13 protein-coding genes are annotated in these 15,104 nt (G+C 72.3%); 2 read left to right on the top strand and 11 right to left on the bottom strand.

Features of this window, described 5'->3' with window-relative positions:
* Position 1: 1 nt before the first annotated feature.
* Genes ACNYC2_RS21960 through ACNYC2_RS21935 form a run of 6 tightly spaced genes read right to left on the bottom strand, consistent with a single transcriptional unit; the run spans position 2 to position 8,020 of the window.
* Positions 2 to 1,723 (bottom strand): DUF6270 domain-containing protein, encoded by a 1,722-nt coding sequence (locus tag ACNYC2_RS21960; protein WP_419703822.1) that lies wholly within the window; start codon positions 1,721 to 1,723, stop codon positions 2 to 4.
* Positions 1,720 to 2,928, bottom strand: a complete 1,209-nt coding sequence (gene wecB / locus ACNYC2_RS21955) for a non-hydrolyzing UDP-N-acetylglucosamine 2-epimerase (RefSeq protein ID WP_419707882.1) — start codon at positions 2,926 to 2,928, stop codon at positions 1,720 to 1,722. The genes ACNYC2_RS21960 and wecB overlap by 4 nt, the downstream gene beginning before the upstream one ends.
* Before the next feature lie 14 nt (positions 2,929 to 2,942).
* Positions 2,943 to 4,091, bottom strand: coding sequence for an ATP-binding cassette domain-containing protein (locus ACNYC2_RS21950; RefSeq protein ID WP_419703821.1), 1,149 nt, complete (start codon positions 4,089 to 4,091; stop codon positions 2,943 to 2,945).
* On the bottom strand, positions 4,081 to 4,983 hold the full coding sequence (locus ACNYC2_RS21945; RefSeq protein WP_419703820.1) for an ABC transporter permease: 903 nt from the start codon (positions 4,981 to 4,983) through the stop codon (positions 4,081 to 4,083). Before ACNYC2_RS21945 ends, ACNYC2_RS21950 begins: the two co-directional genes overlap by 11 nt.
* Positions 4,980 to 6,710 carry a glycosyltransferase gene (locus ACNYC2_RS21940; protein ID WP_419703819.1) on the bottom strand — a complete coding sequence of 577 codons (1,731 nt, stop codon included), beginning with the start codon at positions 6,708 to 6,710 and terminating at the stop codon, positions 4,980 to 4,982. Before ACNYC2_RS21940 ends, ACNYC2_RS21945 begins: the two co-directional genes overlap by 4 nt.
* The gene (locus tag ACNYC2_RS21935) at positions 6,710 to 8,020 is read right to left on the bottom strand and encodes a glycosyltransferase family 4 protein (protein WP_419703818.1); all 1,311 of its coding nucleotides are present in this window, start codon (positions 8,018 to 8,020) and stop codon (positions 6,710 to 6,712) included. The genes ACNYC2_RS21940 and ACNYC2_RS21935 overlap by 1 nt, the downstream gene beginning before the upstream one ends.
* Positions 8,021 to 8,142: 122 nt before the next feature.
* Here ACNYC2_RS21935 and ACNYC2_RS21930 point away from each other — a divergent pair, with 122 nt between their 5' ends.
* Entirely contained in the window at positions 8,143 to 9,216 is a 1,074-nt protein-coding gene (locus tag ACNYC2_RS21930) for an LCP family protein (protein WP_419703817.1), read from the top strand.
* A 119-nt stretch (positions 9,217 to 9,335) separates the two neighbouring features.
* Here ACNYC2_RS21930 and ACNYC2_RS21925 read toward each other — a convergent pair whose 3' ends face one another.
* Complete coding sequence (locus ACNYC2_RS21925) at positions 9,336 to 11,045, bottom strand: phospho-sugar mutase (RefSeq protein ID WP_419707881.1); 1,710 nt, start codon at positions 11,043 to 11,045, stop codon at positions 9,336 to 9,338.
* 77 nt (positions 11,046 to 11,122) lie between these two features.
* Positions 11,123 to 11,962 (bottom strand): purine-nucleoside phosphorylase, encoded by an 840-nt coding sequence (locus tag ACNYC2_RS21920; RefSeq protein ID WP_419703816.1) that lies wholly within the window; start codon positions 11,960 to 11,962, stop codon positions 11,123 to 11,125.
* Positions 11,963 to 12,052: 90 nt separating this feature from the next.
* On the opposite strand from ACNYC2_RS21920, the gene ACNYC2_RS21915 reads away from it, so the two are divergent.
* Positions 12,053 to 13,615: an NAD(P)H-quinone dehydrogenase gene (locus ACNYC2_RS21915; RefSeq protein WP_419703815.1), complete on the top strand. Its 1,563-nt coding sequence runs from the start codon at positions 12,053 to 12,055 to the stop codon at positions 13,613 to 13,615.
* Positions 13,616 to 13,624: 9 nt separating this feature from the next.
* Here ACNYC2_RS21915 and ACNYC2_RS21910 read toward each other — a convergent pair whose 3' ends face one another.
* Genes ACNYC2_RS21910 through ACNYC2_RS21900 form a run of 3 tightly spaced genes read right to left on the bottom strand, consistent with a single transcriptional unit; the run spans position 13,625 to position 15,096 of the window.
* The gene (locus ACNYC2_RS21910; RefSeq protein ID WP_419703814.1) at positions 13,625 to 14,089 is read right to left on the bottom strand and encodes a hypothetical protein; all 465 of its coding nucleotides are present in this window, start codon (positions 14,087 to 14,089) and stop codon (positions 13,625 to 13,627) included.
* A 9-nt stretch (positions 14,090 to 14,098) separates the two neighbouring features.
* Positions 14,099 to 14,599 (bottom strand): NUDIX domain-containing protein, encoded by a 501-nt coding sequence (locus ACNYC2_RS21905; protein WP_419703813.1) that lies wholly within the window; start codon positions 14,597 to 14,599, stop codon positions 14,099 to 14,101.
* A gap of 32 nt (positions 14,600 to 14,631) precedes the next feature.
* The gene (locus tag ACNYC2_RS21900; RefSeq protein ID WP_419703812.1) at positions 14,632 to 15,096 is read right to left on the bottom strand and encodes a hypothetical protein; all 465 of its coding nucleotides are present in this window, start codon (positions 15,094 to 15,096) and stop codon (positions 14,632 to 14,634) included.
* Positions 15,097 to 15,104: the final 8 nt, after the last annotated feature.

The following is a 15,104-nucleotide window of genomic DNA, read 5'->3' as shown; positions in this document are numbered from 1 at the left end:
TCTACTTTCCTTCGGCGGTGTACTGCTTGACGAGGCGCCCGACGTTGTGCCATCTCGGCAGCTCACGGCCGAGCAGCTCCTCCATGAACCGGATGTCGTCGGCGTAGAGCGCGTGGAGCGCCGCGATCTCCTGAGCGGTGATAGGGCTCTGCTTCTTGAACTGCGGGAGCCAGCCGACGTTACCGACCTTCACCTTGGGTTTGAGGGAATCCCAGAACTCCGGCGCGTCACCGACCCGCAGGGCGCTGAGCGCCTCCTGCAGGTAGACGCGCGGACGCTCGACGAGGTCGTCGAAGACGAGCACCCGCAGGCGTTCCGGGCCGAGCGTGCGGGCCCAGTCCTCGTAGTGCCGCCGGTAGAAGCCGCGGTCGACGATCCCCAGCCGGGCAGGGGTCTGGAAGATCCCGGCGCCCAGCTCGATCTCGGCGTTCGAGAAGTGCCGCCAGTACGCCGAGATCGCTCGTTCGACGGGGTTGCGCAGGCTGAGGAGGACGGGAGCGTTCGGGTCCAGCATGTCCCGGATCGCGGCGGCCGTGTCGTGCTTCCGTGGCGGGGAGAACTCGCTCCGGGGGTCGGCCACCCAGAAGTATCCGGGTGAGCGGTGGCCCCGCAGCGGCTTGCTGCCGTCCGCGAAGGGCTCGAGGAACTTCTGGATCTCCTCGTCCTTGGTGAGCCGGGCAGGCCGGCTGAAGAACGGAGCGGCGTCCTTGGCCACGTCGACGTGCGGATGACGGCTGAGCTGGTGCTGCAGCCACTGCGTCCCACCCTGCTGGGTGCCCGCGATGAGGAAGTTCGGACCGCCCTCCAGCCGCCGGAGCGGCGCGGCGGAGGCTTGCCCGTGCTGCCCGGCGCCGGGGACCCGCTGCTGGACCGTGGCGGGCGCCGCAGCACCCGGAGCTGCTGCCCGGGCCGCGCCCCCGGCGTCTTGCTGGACCGGCAGGTCCGCGGTCATCGTCCGGGTCGCGCCCGCCCCCCAGATCACCCGGCCCTCGGTACCCGTGAGCCGCTGCACGATGTTCAGGTACACGTTCTCCGCGTAGTGGAACGGCGCGTCACCCCACGGGTGGGTGGGGCTGGACACGACCTCGGACGGGTCCAGCGAGATCACCTGCGTGGCCAGCGTCTGCGCCGCGAACTGTGCGTAGGACTGGAACACCGGGTTCGCGTCCCGGGCCGAGACGCCGAAGGAGTCCGGCGTCTTCTCGCCGGTCTCGGACCACTCCGCCCACGGGATGTCGAGCAGCACCACGTCGGCCTGCGGCATGTAGTGCCGCAGGCGTTCCCCGATGTAGCTGATCGCCGTCTGCCAGTACTCGAAGTGCTGCTGCGTGCCGAACGCGAGGTACTGGGAGCCCTGAGGCAGGTACTGCTCGGAGCCGGACTGGATGAGCTCCAGCGAACGGGTGATCACCGACCCGTCGGGCAGCAGGTAGGCGCCCAGGCGCTCGTCGACGAGGTCGACCAGCACGAGGTCGGTGCCGGCAGCCGCCGAGGCGATCTGCGGCCGCAGCGTCGACGCGAAGTCACCGGAGATCATCCGCTGCTGGAACTGCGACTCGAGGGTCGGCGGCGCCATGAGCTCGACCGGACGGGTGTACGCGCTCAGCGCCGACTGGCGCGCCACGTACGCGACGAGCTCGAACTGCTCGGGATCCAGGTGTTCGAACGTGTCCCGCGACACGCACGAGCCGTAGATGAAGACCCTGGTCTTGCTCTTGCTCATACCCCACCCTCTGCTGAAACTGCCTCTGCGGAGACGGCCTTCGCCGAAACAGTGCTGAACTGCTCGTCCACCAGGTCGAAGTCGGGCAGCACGTCGGGCAGCACCGGCGCGAGCACGCGCGCCGTCGCGTCCAGCACCCGCTTCGCGCTGTGCCCGTCCCCGTACGGGTTCACGGCCTGTGCCATGGCGGCGTAGGCGGCCTCGTTCGTCAGCAGCCGGTTCACCTCGGCCACCACACGCTCCTCGGCGGTCCCGATCAGGCGGGCGGTGCCCGCCTCGACGGCCTCGGGGCGTTCGGTGTTGTCCCGCATCACCAGCACCGGCTTGCCCAGGCTCGGCGCCTCCTCCTGGAGGCCGCCGGAGTCGGTGAGCACCAGCGTCGAGAGCGACAGCAGGTGGGTGAACTCGCCGTAGCCCAGCGGCTCGGTCACCGTGACGTTCGGCAGCCCTGCGACGTGCGGCAGCACGGCGTCACGCACCACGGGGTTGCGGTGCACGGGCAGCACCACCTCGACGTCGGGGAACCGCCTGGCGATCCGCGCCAGGGCCCGGCCGACGCCCTCCATGGCGTCGCCCCAGTTCTCCCGGCGGTGGGTGGTCACCAGCACCACCCGGCGGCCCGACGACGCCACCCGGGCGACCGCCGGGTCGGTGAACGCCGTCCGGCGCTGCACCGCGAGGTACAGGGCGTCGATGACCGTGTTGCCGGTCACCACTATGTTCTCCAGCTGGACGCCCTCGGCCACGAGGTTGGCGAGGCTCCGCAGGGTCGGCGCCAGGTGCAGCGCGGCGATCTGCGAGGTGATCTTGCGGTTCGCCTCCTCCGGGAACGGCGACATGATGTCGCCGCTGCGCAGCCCCGCCTCGAGGTGCACGACCGGGATCTGCCGGTAGAACGCGGCGAGCGCGGCGGCCGTCGAGGTCGACGTGTCGCCCTGGACGATGACGGCGTCGGGCCGACGCTCCGCGAGGATCGGGTCGAGCCGGCTCATGACCCGGGCGAAGATCTGCCCGAGCGTCTGGCCGTGGCTCATGATGTCGAGGTCGTGGTCCGGCACGATGCCGAAGACCTCGTTGACCTGGTCGAGCATCTCCCGGTGCTGGCCGGTGACGACCGTCAGCGAGTCGAACCGGTCGTCGGCCTCGAGGGCAGCGATGACCGGGGCGACCTTGATGGCCTCGGGGCGCGTCCCGTAGACGGTCATGACGAGGGGCCGGTTCACTGGTCGCCCGCCTCGGCCTGGAGCGCCGCCTCGGCCTGGAGCGCCGCGATCCGTGCGGTCCGGACCTTCGCCTGCTTGGCGTCGCGCCCCCTTGGGCGGGCATGCCGCTCGCGGACCGGGCCCTTGGCCGGCTCGGGCGTGTCGAACCGCACCTCTGTCTCCCGTCGTTCGGCGAAGGCTTCCTGGAGGATCTGCTTGGCGTCGTCCGGCTTGTCCTTGGCGTGGGCCCACGCCCACTTGCGGTACCGGACGGCGACGTCCTGCGCCTCGCCGTCGAGCACGAGGCGGCCGTGGTGCAGCCAGATGGCGCGGGTGCACGACTCCTCGATGGTCTGTGCCGCGTGGCTCACGAGGAACACCGTTCCCGCTTCCTTCCGTAGGCGCTCCATGCGGACCTCGCTGCGTTCCTTGAACGCGGCGTCACCGGTGGCCAGGGCCTCGTCGATGAGCAGGATGTGGGGGCGTGCCGCCGTCGCGATGGCGAAGCGCAGGCGAGCCGCCATGCCCGAGGAGTAGGTGCGCATGGGCAGGTAGATGGACTTGCCGAGGCCGGCCAGCTCGATGACGTCGGGGATCGCCGCCTGCGCCTCGGCGGGGGACAGGCCCATCGCCAGGCAGCCGAGCCGTACGTTCTCCTCGCCGGGCAGGTCGGGGACCAGCGCGGCGTTCACGCCGATCAGCACCGGCGTGCTCTCGGCCAGCACCTGGCCCTTGGTCGGTTTCTCCAGGCCCGCGATGATCCGCAGGAGCGTGCTCTTGCCGGAGCCGTTCTGGCCGACGATGCCGATCTGCTCGCCGGAGTTGGCGACGAACGAGATGTCCGTCAGCGCGCGCACCGTCACCTTGGGCTCCTGGCCCAGTGCGTTGAGCACCGTCCGCTTGAGCCTGGCGCGGCGACCGCTGGACGTGTCCGTCGACGGCGTCCGGTAGAACATGCGCAGCCCCTGGACGGCGACCGTGGGCCACAGCACGGGAGTGCTCCCGGACCGCGGCGCGACGGCGGCGAGCTGGCCGGTGTGCGGCGGGGCCTGCACCGACATCGGGATCGCTCCCGTCAGCGGCCGCTGCACCGGCACCGGCATCGAAGCGGGGCGCCCCTGGGTGAGCTGCGGCGGCGGCATCGGGTAGTCGAGGTCAGCGGCCATAGCTCTCCTCCGCCTGCCAGAAGGTGATGAACCCGATCAGCAGCATGCCGACGGCCCAGCCGCCGAGCCACACCCAGCGCATCGGGTCGGGCGTGGTGGCGTACAGGACGCAGTCCCGCACGATGTCCAGCACGATGAACATCGGGTTGGCCTCGACCACCATCTTCAGTACCGGTTCGTCCTTGAGCAGTGCGTCGAACGAGAAGAACACCGCGGACGCGTACAGCCAGATCCGCATCGACATCCTGATCAGGTTCGCGACGTCGGGCAGCGCGGCCGCCCACCGGGCCACCAGGAGCGAGACACCGGTCGTGAACACGACCTGCAGCGCCAGGGCGGCGGGCACCAGGGCGAGGCGCCAGGTGTACTCCTCGGCAGGGGCGATGAAGTAGATCAGCGCGCCGAGGGTCACGAGCGTGGGGCCGAGGTTGAGCAGGTTGCGCAGCACCACCGAGATCGGCAGCGCCGCCCGCGGGAACGTGAACGCACGGATCAGGTTCTTGCCGGTCTGCACCGAGCGCGCGGCACCGTTGATCGACGACGTGGTGAACCCGAACAGGAACACGCCGATCAGCAGGTACCCGATGAAGTTGTCGATGCCTCGCCCGCCCTTCATCAGCAGGCCGAACACCACGAAGTACACGGCACCGTTGATCAGCGGGTCCAGGATCAGCCAGGCCTGGCCCAGCAGGCTCTGCCGCGTCCCGCTGGTGACCTTGGCACGCGCGTCCGCCCACAGGAAGTGCCGGCGGGCCCAGAGCAGGCTCACGTACTGGCCCAGCGGGGGGCGTGCGCCGACGCGGGACAGGTTGCCGAGCGTCACGAGCTTGGTGGTCGTCGGCGACGCGTCGAACAGGGCCGCGTACGACCCGGTCTCCGTTCCTGCGCTCATGCCTTCACCCCCAGACACTCCCGGTAGATCCCCAGATACGTCTCCGCGTTCCTCACCCATGTCCTCTCGGTGGCCACCGCCCGGCCCAGCTCGACCAGCTCGGCACGCCGTCCGGCGTCGTCCAGGAGGGTAGCGACCGCATCGGCCCAGCCGGCCAGGTCGTCCGCGCCGACGTGCAGCCCCGCGCCGCCCACGGCCTCCACCAGCGCGGGCAGGTCGCTGGCGACCACCGGGCGGCCCACCGCCATCGCCTCGACCGGCTTGAGCGGGGTCACCAGGCGCGTGACCTCGTGGTCGCGGCGCGGCACCAGCACGACGTCGAGCGCGGCCAGCCAGGTCTGCGCCACCGCGGGCGGCACCCGCCCGGGGAGCACCACATGGTCGGCGACGCCGAGCTCGTCGGCCAGGCGCGCCAGCCCGGGCCGCGAGACGCCGTCACCCACCAGCAGGCCCGTGACGTCGTGCCCGCGGGCGCGCAGCGTGGCCACCGTGCGGACCACCGTCTCCAGGCCCTCGTAGTCGACGAGGCTGCTCACCGTTCCGATCGCGGACCCGGCCGGCAGGCCGAGCGCTGCCCGCGCGGCCTCCGGCGTGGGGTGCTGCGCGGCGATCAGGCTGTCCGGTACCGCGTTCGGCACCACGGTGATGTGGCTGGCGGGGACACCGCGGGCCACCAGCGCGTCGCGCATGGTTCCGCTGAGCGTCACCACGGCGTCGGCCGCGAGCGCGAGCTCGGTCTCCTTAGCCTGCATCAGCGCCCGGCGGCGGGACGACGCCGCCCGGGCGCGCGCGGCGGGCGTGCCGTGCGACGCCACCCAGGTCTCCTCGGGCAGCCCGCGCACCTCGTAGACCCACGGGATCCCGAGCCGCCGCGCGGCGGCGCGCGCCAGGCTCCCGTTGGTCGACGGCGTGGTGGTGTGCAGGACGTCCGCGCCCGCGTCCCGCGCGGCCTCGGTGAGCAGGTCCGCCTCCTGCGCGATCCGGCGCGCGACGTCGGACGCCATGCGGTCGGGGACCAGGCGGTGGTAGGTGACCCCGTCGACGACGTCGGTCCCGCGGGCCGTGAGCGACCCGATGGTCAGCGGGTAGCCGGGGCGCGTGGTCGCGAGCGCGGGCGTCCCCGCGGCGCGCTGCGCCATCAGGATCGCGTGCGAGCGGAGCGTGTAGCCGCTCTGCGTGTGCGGCAGGGAGTTGGTCAGGTGGTGCAGCACGGTGATGCCGCCCGGGCCCGGCGGTCCGGGGGCGGTGTCGGGTGCCCGGGTGCCCGCGTCGTCCGCCGGCTCGGGCCGCAGCACGGCCACCTGGGCGCGGAGGCCGGCGGGTGCGTCCGGTCCGATGGCGTCGGCGTCGCCCAGCAGCCAGGCGGCCCGGTAGCGCGCGGGTCCGGCCCCGTCGACGTCGTCGAGCAGCTCGGGCCTGCCCACCGCGACGGCCACCTCTGCCGCGACCCGGCGGCCGCGGCCGTCGCGTCGTTCCAGGAGCTGCTCCGCCTCGTCCGCCGCGCGTGCCGCGTCGCCGGCCAGCATCCGCCCGAGCGCGTGCGGGGCCGACGGCGCCGGCGCGAACCCGAGGGCGCGCACCAGGGGCCGGCGCAGCGGCTCGGGAGCCCGCCGGGCCGCCTGGACGGCGAGCCACAGCGGATCCTCGACGAGCGTGCGCGCCACGAAGGACGTGGTGAAGCGGAGATTGCGCGCGAGCTCGCTCGCGCGCCGGAACGGCAGCGCCATCAGACCCGGGCCCTCCGGTCGAGCGGGGCGTCGGGCGCCGGGCTCGGCAGCAGGTCGTCCAGGAGCTCGGCGTACCGGTGGCCCAGCACCCCGTCGCTCGCGTGCTCGGCGACCCAGGCCGCGGCGTCGGACGACGGCGCGGGCACCACGCCGTCGGACAGCCAGCCGCACCACAGGTCGGCGAGCCCCTCGACGTCGCCGGGGCGCACGACGGCGCCCGCGCCGTTGATCGTGACCAGGTTCGCTGCCTCGCCGGCCAGGCTCGCCGAGGCGAGGACGCCGGACGCCATCACCTCGTACAGCTTGGACGGGACCGTCCACTCGAACGGCTCCCAGTCCCGCAGGGAGACGACGACGGTGTCCGCCCAGGCGTACAGCTCGCGCACCTGGGTGGACGGCACCGAGGGCTCGACCCGTACCGGCGCGCCGAGCTCGGCGGCCAGACGCCGGAGCGGTTCCAGCTCGTTGCCGTGCCCGACGATGCGGACGTCCAGCGCGTGACCGCGCTCCTGGACCAGGGCTGCTGCGCGCACGGCGACGTCGAGCCCCTGCGACCGGCCGACCGTGCCCGCGTAGACGACGCGCAGCGGGCGGTCCGCGAGGCGCACGGGAGCGTTCTCACGCACGGGTTCGAACGCCGTCCCGTTGCGGACCACTGCCACGTTGCGGACGCCCCGCGCGCGCAGGATCTCGGCGAACGCGGCGGTGGTCGTGACCACGAGGTCCGCCCGGGTCTGGAGGCGCGTGACGGTGCGGTGCACCACGCGCGCCACGAGGTCACGGAGGCGACGGCGCAGGCCGCCGGGCCGGTCCCGGCGCAGGAGGATGCCGCTGGGCTGGATGAGGTCCGGCCAGGCGTCACGCATCTCGACGACGAACCGGGCGCGGTGCCAGCGGGCGAGCGCCCAGCCGGCGACGACGCTCGGGATCCCGGGGACCGTCGCGATCACGACGGCGGGCCGGCCGGCGGAGGGCCGGATGCCGTACAGGACCGAGCTGATCGCGGCGACCGTCTGGTCCGCGGCCCGGGATCCGAGCCCATGAGAATGCTCGCGGAAATTCACCCGGATGATCTTCTCGCCGTTGGTGCCCGTCTGCACGGAACCAGGCAGGTATGAAGGTGAAGAGTGGGTGATCTTTCCCGATGGATAGTGTGGCGGAGGCGCCAGGACGGTCATCGGAAAACCCGCGTTGACCAGGTGTTCGATGAGTGCTCCCCAGCGTCGCTGGGGGGCTCCCGTCTCGGGTGCGAAATGGTGCGTGACCAGGAGGATCGAGCGGTCCTGTGGCTGTCTCGCGCCAGCGTTCACTGCGACTCCCCTCACTGTTCGGTGCCACCTGCGCGGGCACCGAGCTTCACCCCTGAAACGACGCTCCGGTTGCGGGCCAGGCTCAAGAGTAGTAGTCGCGTTCGCCACTATGATCAACACCTATGGCCGCACCTGATCGAATGAGCGATCTTCTCGCCCCGCCCAACCCGGTGGACGGCGATCTCCGTCACGCCCGGCGCGCACCTCGGAGCCGCGGATTCGTCGCCGGCCTCGTGGTCGGTGCTCTGCTGCTCGTGGGCGGAGGAGGTGTCGCGGCCTACTACGCGTACCGGATGTCGCTCGACGACAACCTGGAGCGGATCGAGGACCCGTTCGCCGACGTCGACCCCTCGACGCGGCCCAGCGCTCCCGCGGTCGAGGGTCCGACCGCACCCGTGAACATCCTGGTGCTCGGCTCCGACAGCCGGATCTCCGCCGGCGACCCGACCCAGTGGGAAGCCGGCGCGCAGCGCACCGACGCGATCATGCTCGTGCACCTGGCGGCGGACCGGAAGTCGGCCGCGGCGATCTCCATCCCCCGTGACTCCTGGGTACCCATCCCCGGCTACGGCGAGGCCAAGGTCAACGCCGCGTTCTCCTACGGCGGCCCGGCCCTCATGATCCAGACGGTCGAGAACCTGACGGGCGTCCGGATCGACCACTTCGCGGTGACCGACTTCGAGTCGTTCAAAGCCCTCACCGACTCCCTGGACGGCGTGGAGATCACGGTGCCCGACGGCGACGGCGGCTCCGTGCGGCAGGCGATGACCGGCGAGGAAGCACTTGAGTTCGCGCGTGAGCGGTACGCGCTGGCGAACGGCGACTTCGGCCGCGTGCAGCGGCAGCAGGCCTGGATGCGGGCGATCGTGGCCAAGGCGAAGAACAGCATGAGCGAGCCCGTGAAGATGGCCAGTTTCCTGGAGGCCATCACCAGCTCGGTGGCCGTCGACGAGGGCCTCACGTTCGACAAGATCCAGGAGCTCGTCATGGGCACCCAGGACATGGGTACGAACGACATCACGTTCATGACCGCGCCGTACTCCGGCACCGGGCGCAGCGCCGACGGGCAGTCCATCGTCGTGCTCGACCGGGCCGTGTTCGACCCGCTCATGGAGGCGGTGGCCAAGGACGAGGTGCCGAAGTTCGTGGAGGCCAACCCGGACGCGATGGACGTCCTCCCGGCGGTAGTCCAGTAACTCGTCCCTCGACCCGTTCCGGCGATTGCCGAAGTAGAGCGCCTGTCCCCCTTCAGCGTGAGGCGAACCTCACGAGGAACGGGGACAGGCGCTCTACTTCGGCAGTCGCCGCTCGGGGATCAGAGGCCCAGGGCCGTCCGGATGTCCGCCTGGACCCGGGCCAGGCGGTCGCGTGCGGCCACCCGTGCCGCGGACAGGGTGTTGGCCGTGGCGTCCGGATCGACCGGCGACACCACCTCGATGTAGCACTTGACCTTGGGCTCGGTGCCGCTCGGCCGCACGATCACGCGGGTGTCGTCGGCCGTCAGCAGCACGACGCCGTCGGTGGGCGGCAGGCCGTCGAGGCCTTCGGCGAGGTCGCGCACCGATTCCACCGGCGAACCCGCCAGGACGGACGGCGGCGACGTGCGGAGCGCCGCCATCGTCGACTCGATCAGCGCGAGGTCCTCGAACCTGGCCGACACCTGGCCGGTGACGTACAGCCCGCAGGCGCGGGCGACGTCGTCGAGGCGGTCCAGGAGCGTGCGGCCGTCCGCGGCGAGGCGGTTGGCCAGCTGGGCGACGGCGACCGCCGCCGAGAGCCCGTCCTTGTCCCGCACGTGCTCGGGGTCGACGCAGTAGCCCAGCGCCTCCTCGTACCCGAACACGAGATCCGGGGTGCGCGAGATCCACTTGAAGCCGGTGAGCGTCGTGGCGTGCGCCAGGCCGTGCCGGGCGGCGATCGCCGCCAGCGCGCGCGACGACACGATCGAGCAGGCCAGCGTGCCGCTTGTTCCCGCACGTGCCGCGCGCTCGGCCGCGTCCCAGCCGAGCAGCATGCCCACCTCGTCGCCGTGCAGCATCCGCCAGCCCTGCGAGGACGCGGTCTCCGCGCCCTGGTACGTCCCGTACTGCGGGTCGAGGACGGCGACGGCGCAGCGGTCGGCGTCCGGGTCGTTCGCGATGACGAGCTGCGCGTGGGCGTCCTGGGCGAGGGCGAGCGCCATGTCGATGGCGCCGGGCTCCTCCGGGTTGGGGAACGCCACGGTGGGGAAGTCCGGGTCGGGCTCTGCCTGCTCCTCCACCGGTACGACGTCGGAGAAACCGGCCTCGGCCAGCGCGCGGGCGAGAGCCGCGCCGCCCACCCCGTGCAGCGACGTGGTGACGATACGGAGCTTGTTGCGCGGCTCGCCGTCGTGCAGGGTGGCCACCGCCGCGTGGTAGTCCTCGGTGATCTCGCGGCCGAGCACGGTCCAGCCGGACTCGGCGCGCGGCACGTCCTTGGCGGCGCGCACGAGCGCGATCTCACCGGCGATCAGGGCGTCGTACGGCGGGACGATCTGCGCGCCCTGACCGGCGTCGGTGACGACGCGGCCGCCCAGGTACACCTTGTAGCCGTTGTCGGCGGCGGGGTTGTGGCTCGCGGTGACCATGACGCCGGCGTCCGCGGACAGGTGCCGCACCGCGAACGCGAGGACGGGCGTGGGGCCCGGCGCGGGCATGAGCAGCACCTCGGCGCCGGCGGCGACGAGCACCGCGGCGGTGTCGCGGGCGAACTCGGCGGACCGGTGCCGGGCGTCGAACCCGACCACCACGCGTGGGGTGCCGCGGCCGAACTCCTTGGTGAGGAAGGCGGCGAGGCCTGCGGCGGCGGTGATCACCACCGCGCGGTTCATCCGGTTCGGTCCGGCGGCCATGGCGCCGCGCAGGCCGGCGGTGCCGAACTGCAGCAGGCCGGAGAACCGGTCGGCGAGCTCGGCGACGGCCAGCTCGCCGACGTGGGCGTCGGTGGTGCGGGCGACCAGGTTGCGCAGCTCGGCGACGTCGGCGGCGTCGACGTCGGCGGCCATCCAGGCCTCCGCGCGCGCGACGAGGTCGGACGCGGAGAGCGCCTCGGTGGAGGTAGGCAGGTTGGCGGACACTGGCGTCAGATCTGCTTGATCACCCGAGCGAGCAGGTCGCTGATCCGCGGCCCGGCTTCCCGGCCCGCCTCCAGCACCTCCTCGTGCGAGAGCGGGTGGGGGCTGATCCCGGCCGCGAGGTTCGTGGCCAGCGAGATGCCGAGCACGTCCATGCGGCAGTGCCGGGCGGCGATGGCCTCCAGCGCCGTCGACATGCCGACGAGGTCCGCGCCCATCAGGGAGGCCATCTTGACCTCGGCGGGCGTCTCGTACTGCGGGCCGTGGAACTGCGCGTAGACGCCCTCCGGCAGGTCCGGGTCCACGCTGCGGGCGACGTCGCGCAGGCGCGGCGTGTACACGTCGGTCATGTCGGCGAACTTGGCGCCCTCGAGCGGCGTCTGGCCGGTGAGGTTGAGGTGGTCCTTGATGAGGACGGGCTGGCCGGGACGCCAGCCGATGTGCACGCTGCCGCAGCCGTTCGTGAGGATCACGGTCTCGCAGCCGGCGGCCGCGGCGGTGCGGACGCCGTGCACGACGCGACGGGGCCCGAGGCCTTCGTAGAGGTGCGTGCGGGAGCCGAGGACGAGCGCGTGCCGGACCGCGCCGTCGGGCCGCTCGAAGCGGATGGAACGGGTGGTGCTCAGGTGGCCCTTGACCGCGGGCTTGAGGAAGCCGGGGATCTCGGCGGTGGGGATCTCGGCGACGACGTCACCGATCAGCTCCGCCGCACCGCCCCAGCCGGAGCCGAGGACGAGTGCGATGTCGTGTCCCGGCACCCCCGTCTTGGCCGCGATGTACTCCGCGGCCGCCGCAGCGACGTCGAACGGGTCGGTCGTCGGGTCGTCAAGATCCAGGTCCGTGCTCATGGTCCGAGGTTAACGCCACTTTCACCGTGGCACGCGCGCACGACCCCTCGGCGAAACCTCCGCAGCCGTGGACGATGCGAGAATGAGATCGTGACCCCCCTCGATCCCACCGCTGTCCCGCCCCATGTCGTCGTCGTGGGAGGTGGACCCGGCGGTTACGAGGCGGCGCTCGTGGCGCGCAGCCACGGCGCGCAGGTCACCGTGGTCGAGCAGCAGGGCATGGGCGGTGCGGCGGTCCTGACCGACGTCGTCCCCTCCAAGACGCTCATCGCCACCGCCGAGTGGATGACCATCGCCGACCGCGCCCCGGAGCTCGGCATCCGCATGCCGGACGACGTCGTGGACCCGCTGTCCGACGTCAACGTCTCGCTGGCGACCGGCGGCATCCCCGTGGTGTCCGCGTACGCGGCGCCCGCCTCGGCGCAGGCGCTGGGCGGCGCGGGTGTGCAGGCGGCCGCGTCCGCAGCCGGGACGGCCGAGGAGAAGCGCAAGCACTTCGTGGACCTGCAGGCCGTGAACAAGCGCGTGCTCGCGCTCGCCCGTGCGCAGAGCTCCGACATCCGCGGCCGGCTGGAGCGCGAGGGCATCCGGATCGTGCACGGCAAGGGGCGCCTGGACGGGCCGGCGCGCGTCGTCGCCGAGCTGTCCGACGGCGCCACCGAGGTGCTGGAGGCGGACTCGATCCTCCTCGCGCTCGGCGCGACCCCGCGCACGCTGCCCACCGCGGTGCCGGACGGCGAGCGCATCCTCACCTGGACCCAGATGTACAACCTGCGCGAGCTGCCCGAGCGGCTGATCGTCGTGGGCTCCGGTGTGACGGGCGCCGAGTTCGCGGGCGCGTACAACGCGCTCGGGTCGGACGTGGTGCTCGTCTCCAGCCGCGACCGGGTGCTGCCCGGCGAGGACGAGGACGCCGCCGAGCTGCTCGAGGGCGTGTTCCGCTCGCGAGGCATGACCGTCCTGTCCCGCTCGCGCGCCGCCGGCGCCGTACGCACGGACGACGGCGTCGAGGTGACGCTGTCCGACGGGCGCGTGGTGCACGGCTCGCACGTGCTCGTGGCGGTCGGTGGGGTGCCCTCGACGTCGGGCCTCGGGCTCGAGGAGGCGGGGGTGCGGCTCTCGGAGTCGGGGCACGTCGTCGTGGACCGCGTCTCGCGCACCTCGGTGCGCGGCATCTACGCGTCCGGCGACTGCACGGGGGTGCTGCCGCTCGCGTCGGTGGCCGCGATGCAGGGGCGGATCGCCGTCGCGCACGCCCTGGGCGACGCCGTCCAGCCGCTCGCGCTGCGCACCGTCGCGTCCAACATCTTCACCGCGCCCGAGATCGCCACCGTCGGCTACAGCGAGGAGAAGCTGCGCGCGCAGAACTCCAAGTTCATCACCACGACGCTGCCGCTCGCGCGCAACCCGCGCGCCAAGATGCTGGGCATCAAGGACGGGTTCGTGAAGCTCTTCGCGCACCCCGAGGCGGGCGTGGTGCTCGGCGGAGTCGTGGTGGCGCCGCGCGCGTCCGAGCTGATCTTCCCGATCACGCTGGCCGTGCAGCACCGGCTGACGGTGGAGAACGTGGCCTCAGCGTTCACGATCTACCCGTCGCTGTCGGGCTCGATCGCCGAGGGCGCCCGCGTCCTGGACGCGCGAGTAGGCAAGTAGGGCTCAGGCTCAGGCGACGCTCGCGTCGACGATGATGCGGCCGTCCTCGATCTTCACGTGCGAGACCGTCAGGCCCGGGACCTTGGCCTCGAGCAGGCGTTCGACGTCGACGGCGATCCGGGCGTCCGGCTGCACGTCCACGACGCCCGGCGGCAGACCCTGCTTCGCGACCTCGTTCTCGATCGGCGCGGCGGCGAGGCTGAGCAGCCGGTGCGCCGGCAGCCCTGCGGCGTTCACCTCGACGGTGAGCGTCGCGACGCCGCGCTCGAAGGATGCCAGCTTGACGTCGGCCCGCACGATCGGCGCGATCTTCACGGCCAGCTTGAGCGGGCCCGGCAGGTCCTCGAGCCGGCGCAGGTCCGCGACGACGCGGATCACCTCTCCGTCGCCGACGACGGAGGTGATGACGGGCGGGGCCTGCTTGGCGATCCTCGCCAGGCCGAGCACCTCTTCGGGCGCGATCCGGATGTGCACGAATCGACCTTAACCCAGCATCGTGAGCAGTCGCGGCAGGGCCTCGCCGAACGCCGGCAGCAGCGTCAGCGAGCCGAGGTCCGCCAGGCTGACCCAGCGGACCTCGAGACTCTCCGGATCGGCCGCGCGCGGCTCGATGCGGTACCCCGGGGCGACGTCGGCCACGACCGTCGTGTACGTCCAGGCCGGGTGCTCCAGCACGTGCGTGCCGACGACGTGCACGGCGGCCGGGTCGATCGCCGCCTCCTCGGCAGCCTCGCGCAGGGCGCCCGCCGCCGGCTTCTCGTCCGGCGCCAGCGCGCCGCCGGGGATGCCCCAGGTACCGCCCATGTGCGACCACAGGGCACGGTGCTGGAGCACCACGTCCGACGGCGCCCCGTCCGCGTCGCGGCGGACGAGCAGCAGCCCGGCAGCCCCGAACAGACCCCAGTGCCGGTGGTCCCCGCAGGTCACCCAGCCGTCTCCGCCATGCCGGTGCAGATCGGTCGGGGGTACGGTCGCGTTCGGCACTGCGTCAGTCTGTCAGGTCGGGGCGGTGCGTGTCAGGCAGCTACACCCTCGACGACGACCTTGCCGTCCTCGAAACGGAAGTCCGTCACCTCGGCGAACGAGCCGCGCATCAGGGCGCGCACGTCGAGGGAGATGGTGCCGTCCTTGCGGAGCTGCACGGCGTTCTCCGGCAGACCGTTCTTGCGTGCCATCTTCGCGATGGTCCCGGAAGCGAGCGGGAGCAGCTTCGTGGCGGGCAGACCGGCGGCGTCGGCGTCGACCTGCAGCACCGCGACGTTCTGGTCGAACGACGTGATCCGGGCCGAGCCGTGCACGACCGGGACGGCCTTGGCCGCGATCTTGACGGGCAGCGGGGCATAGGTCAGGCGGCGCAGGTCGCCGGTCAGCGAGATGACCCCTTCGTCGCAGGTCAGGTCACTGACGAACGACGGAAGCGTCTTGCGCGGGCGGACAAGGGCGATGGCCTCTTCGGGGCTCAGTACTACGACGTGTGTCACGTCGCAGA

Source organism: Promicromonospora sp. NFX87, from assembly GCF_048564965.1.
Lineage (GTDB): Bacteria > Actinomycetota > Actinomycetes > Actinomycetales > Cellulomonadaceae > Promicromonospora.
The sequence above is the reverse complement of the archived record's forward strand: the minus strand, read 5'-3'. Positions and strand labels throughout refer to the sequence as shown.

Bases quoted from the DNA above. Each gene is read 5' to 3' on its own strand.
- ACNYC2_RS21930 (WP_419703817.1), top strand. From the start codon at position 8,143: ATGGCCGCACCTGATCGAATGAGCGATCTTCTCGCCCCGCCCAACCCG.
- ACNYC2_RS21945 (WP_419703820.1), bottom strand. From the start codon at position 4,983: ATGAGCGCAGGAACGGAGACCGGGTCGTACGCGGCCCTGTTCGACGCG.
- ACNYC2_RS21925 (WP_419707881.1), bottom strand. From the start codon at position 11,045: ATGGCCGCCGACGTCGACGCCGCCGACGTCGCCGAGCTGCGCAACCTG.
- ACNYC2_RS21920 (WP_419703816.1), bottom strand. From the start codon at position 11,962: ATGAGCACGGACCTGGATCTTGACGACCCGACGACCGACCCGTTCGAC.
- wecB (WP_419707882.1), bottom strand. From the start codon at position 2,928: ATGACCGTCTACGGGACGCGCCCCGAGGCCATCAAGGTCGCCCCGGTC.
- ACNYC2_RS21940 (WP_419703819.1), bottom strand. From the start codon at position 6,710: ATGGCGCTGCCGTTCCGGCGCGCGAGCGAGCTCGCGCGCAATCTCCGC.
- ACNYC2_RS21960 (WP_419703822.1), bottom strand. From the start codon at position 1,723: ATGAGCAAGAGCAAGACCAGGGTCTTCATCTACGGCTCGTGCGTGTCG.
- ACNYC2_RS21950 (WP_419703821.1), bottom strand. From the start codon at position 4,091: ATGGCCGCTGACCTCGACTACCCGATGCCGCCGCCGCAGCTCACCCAG.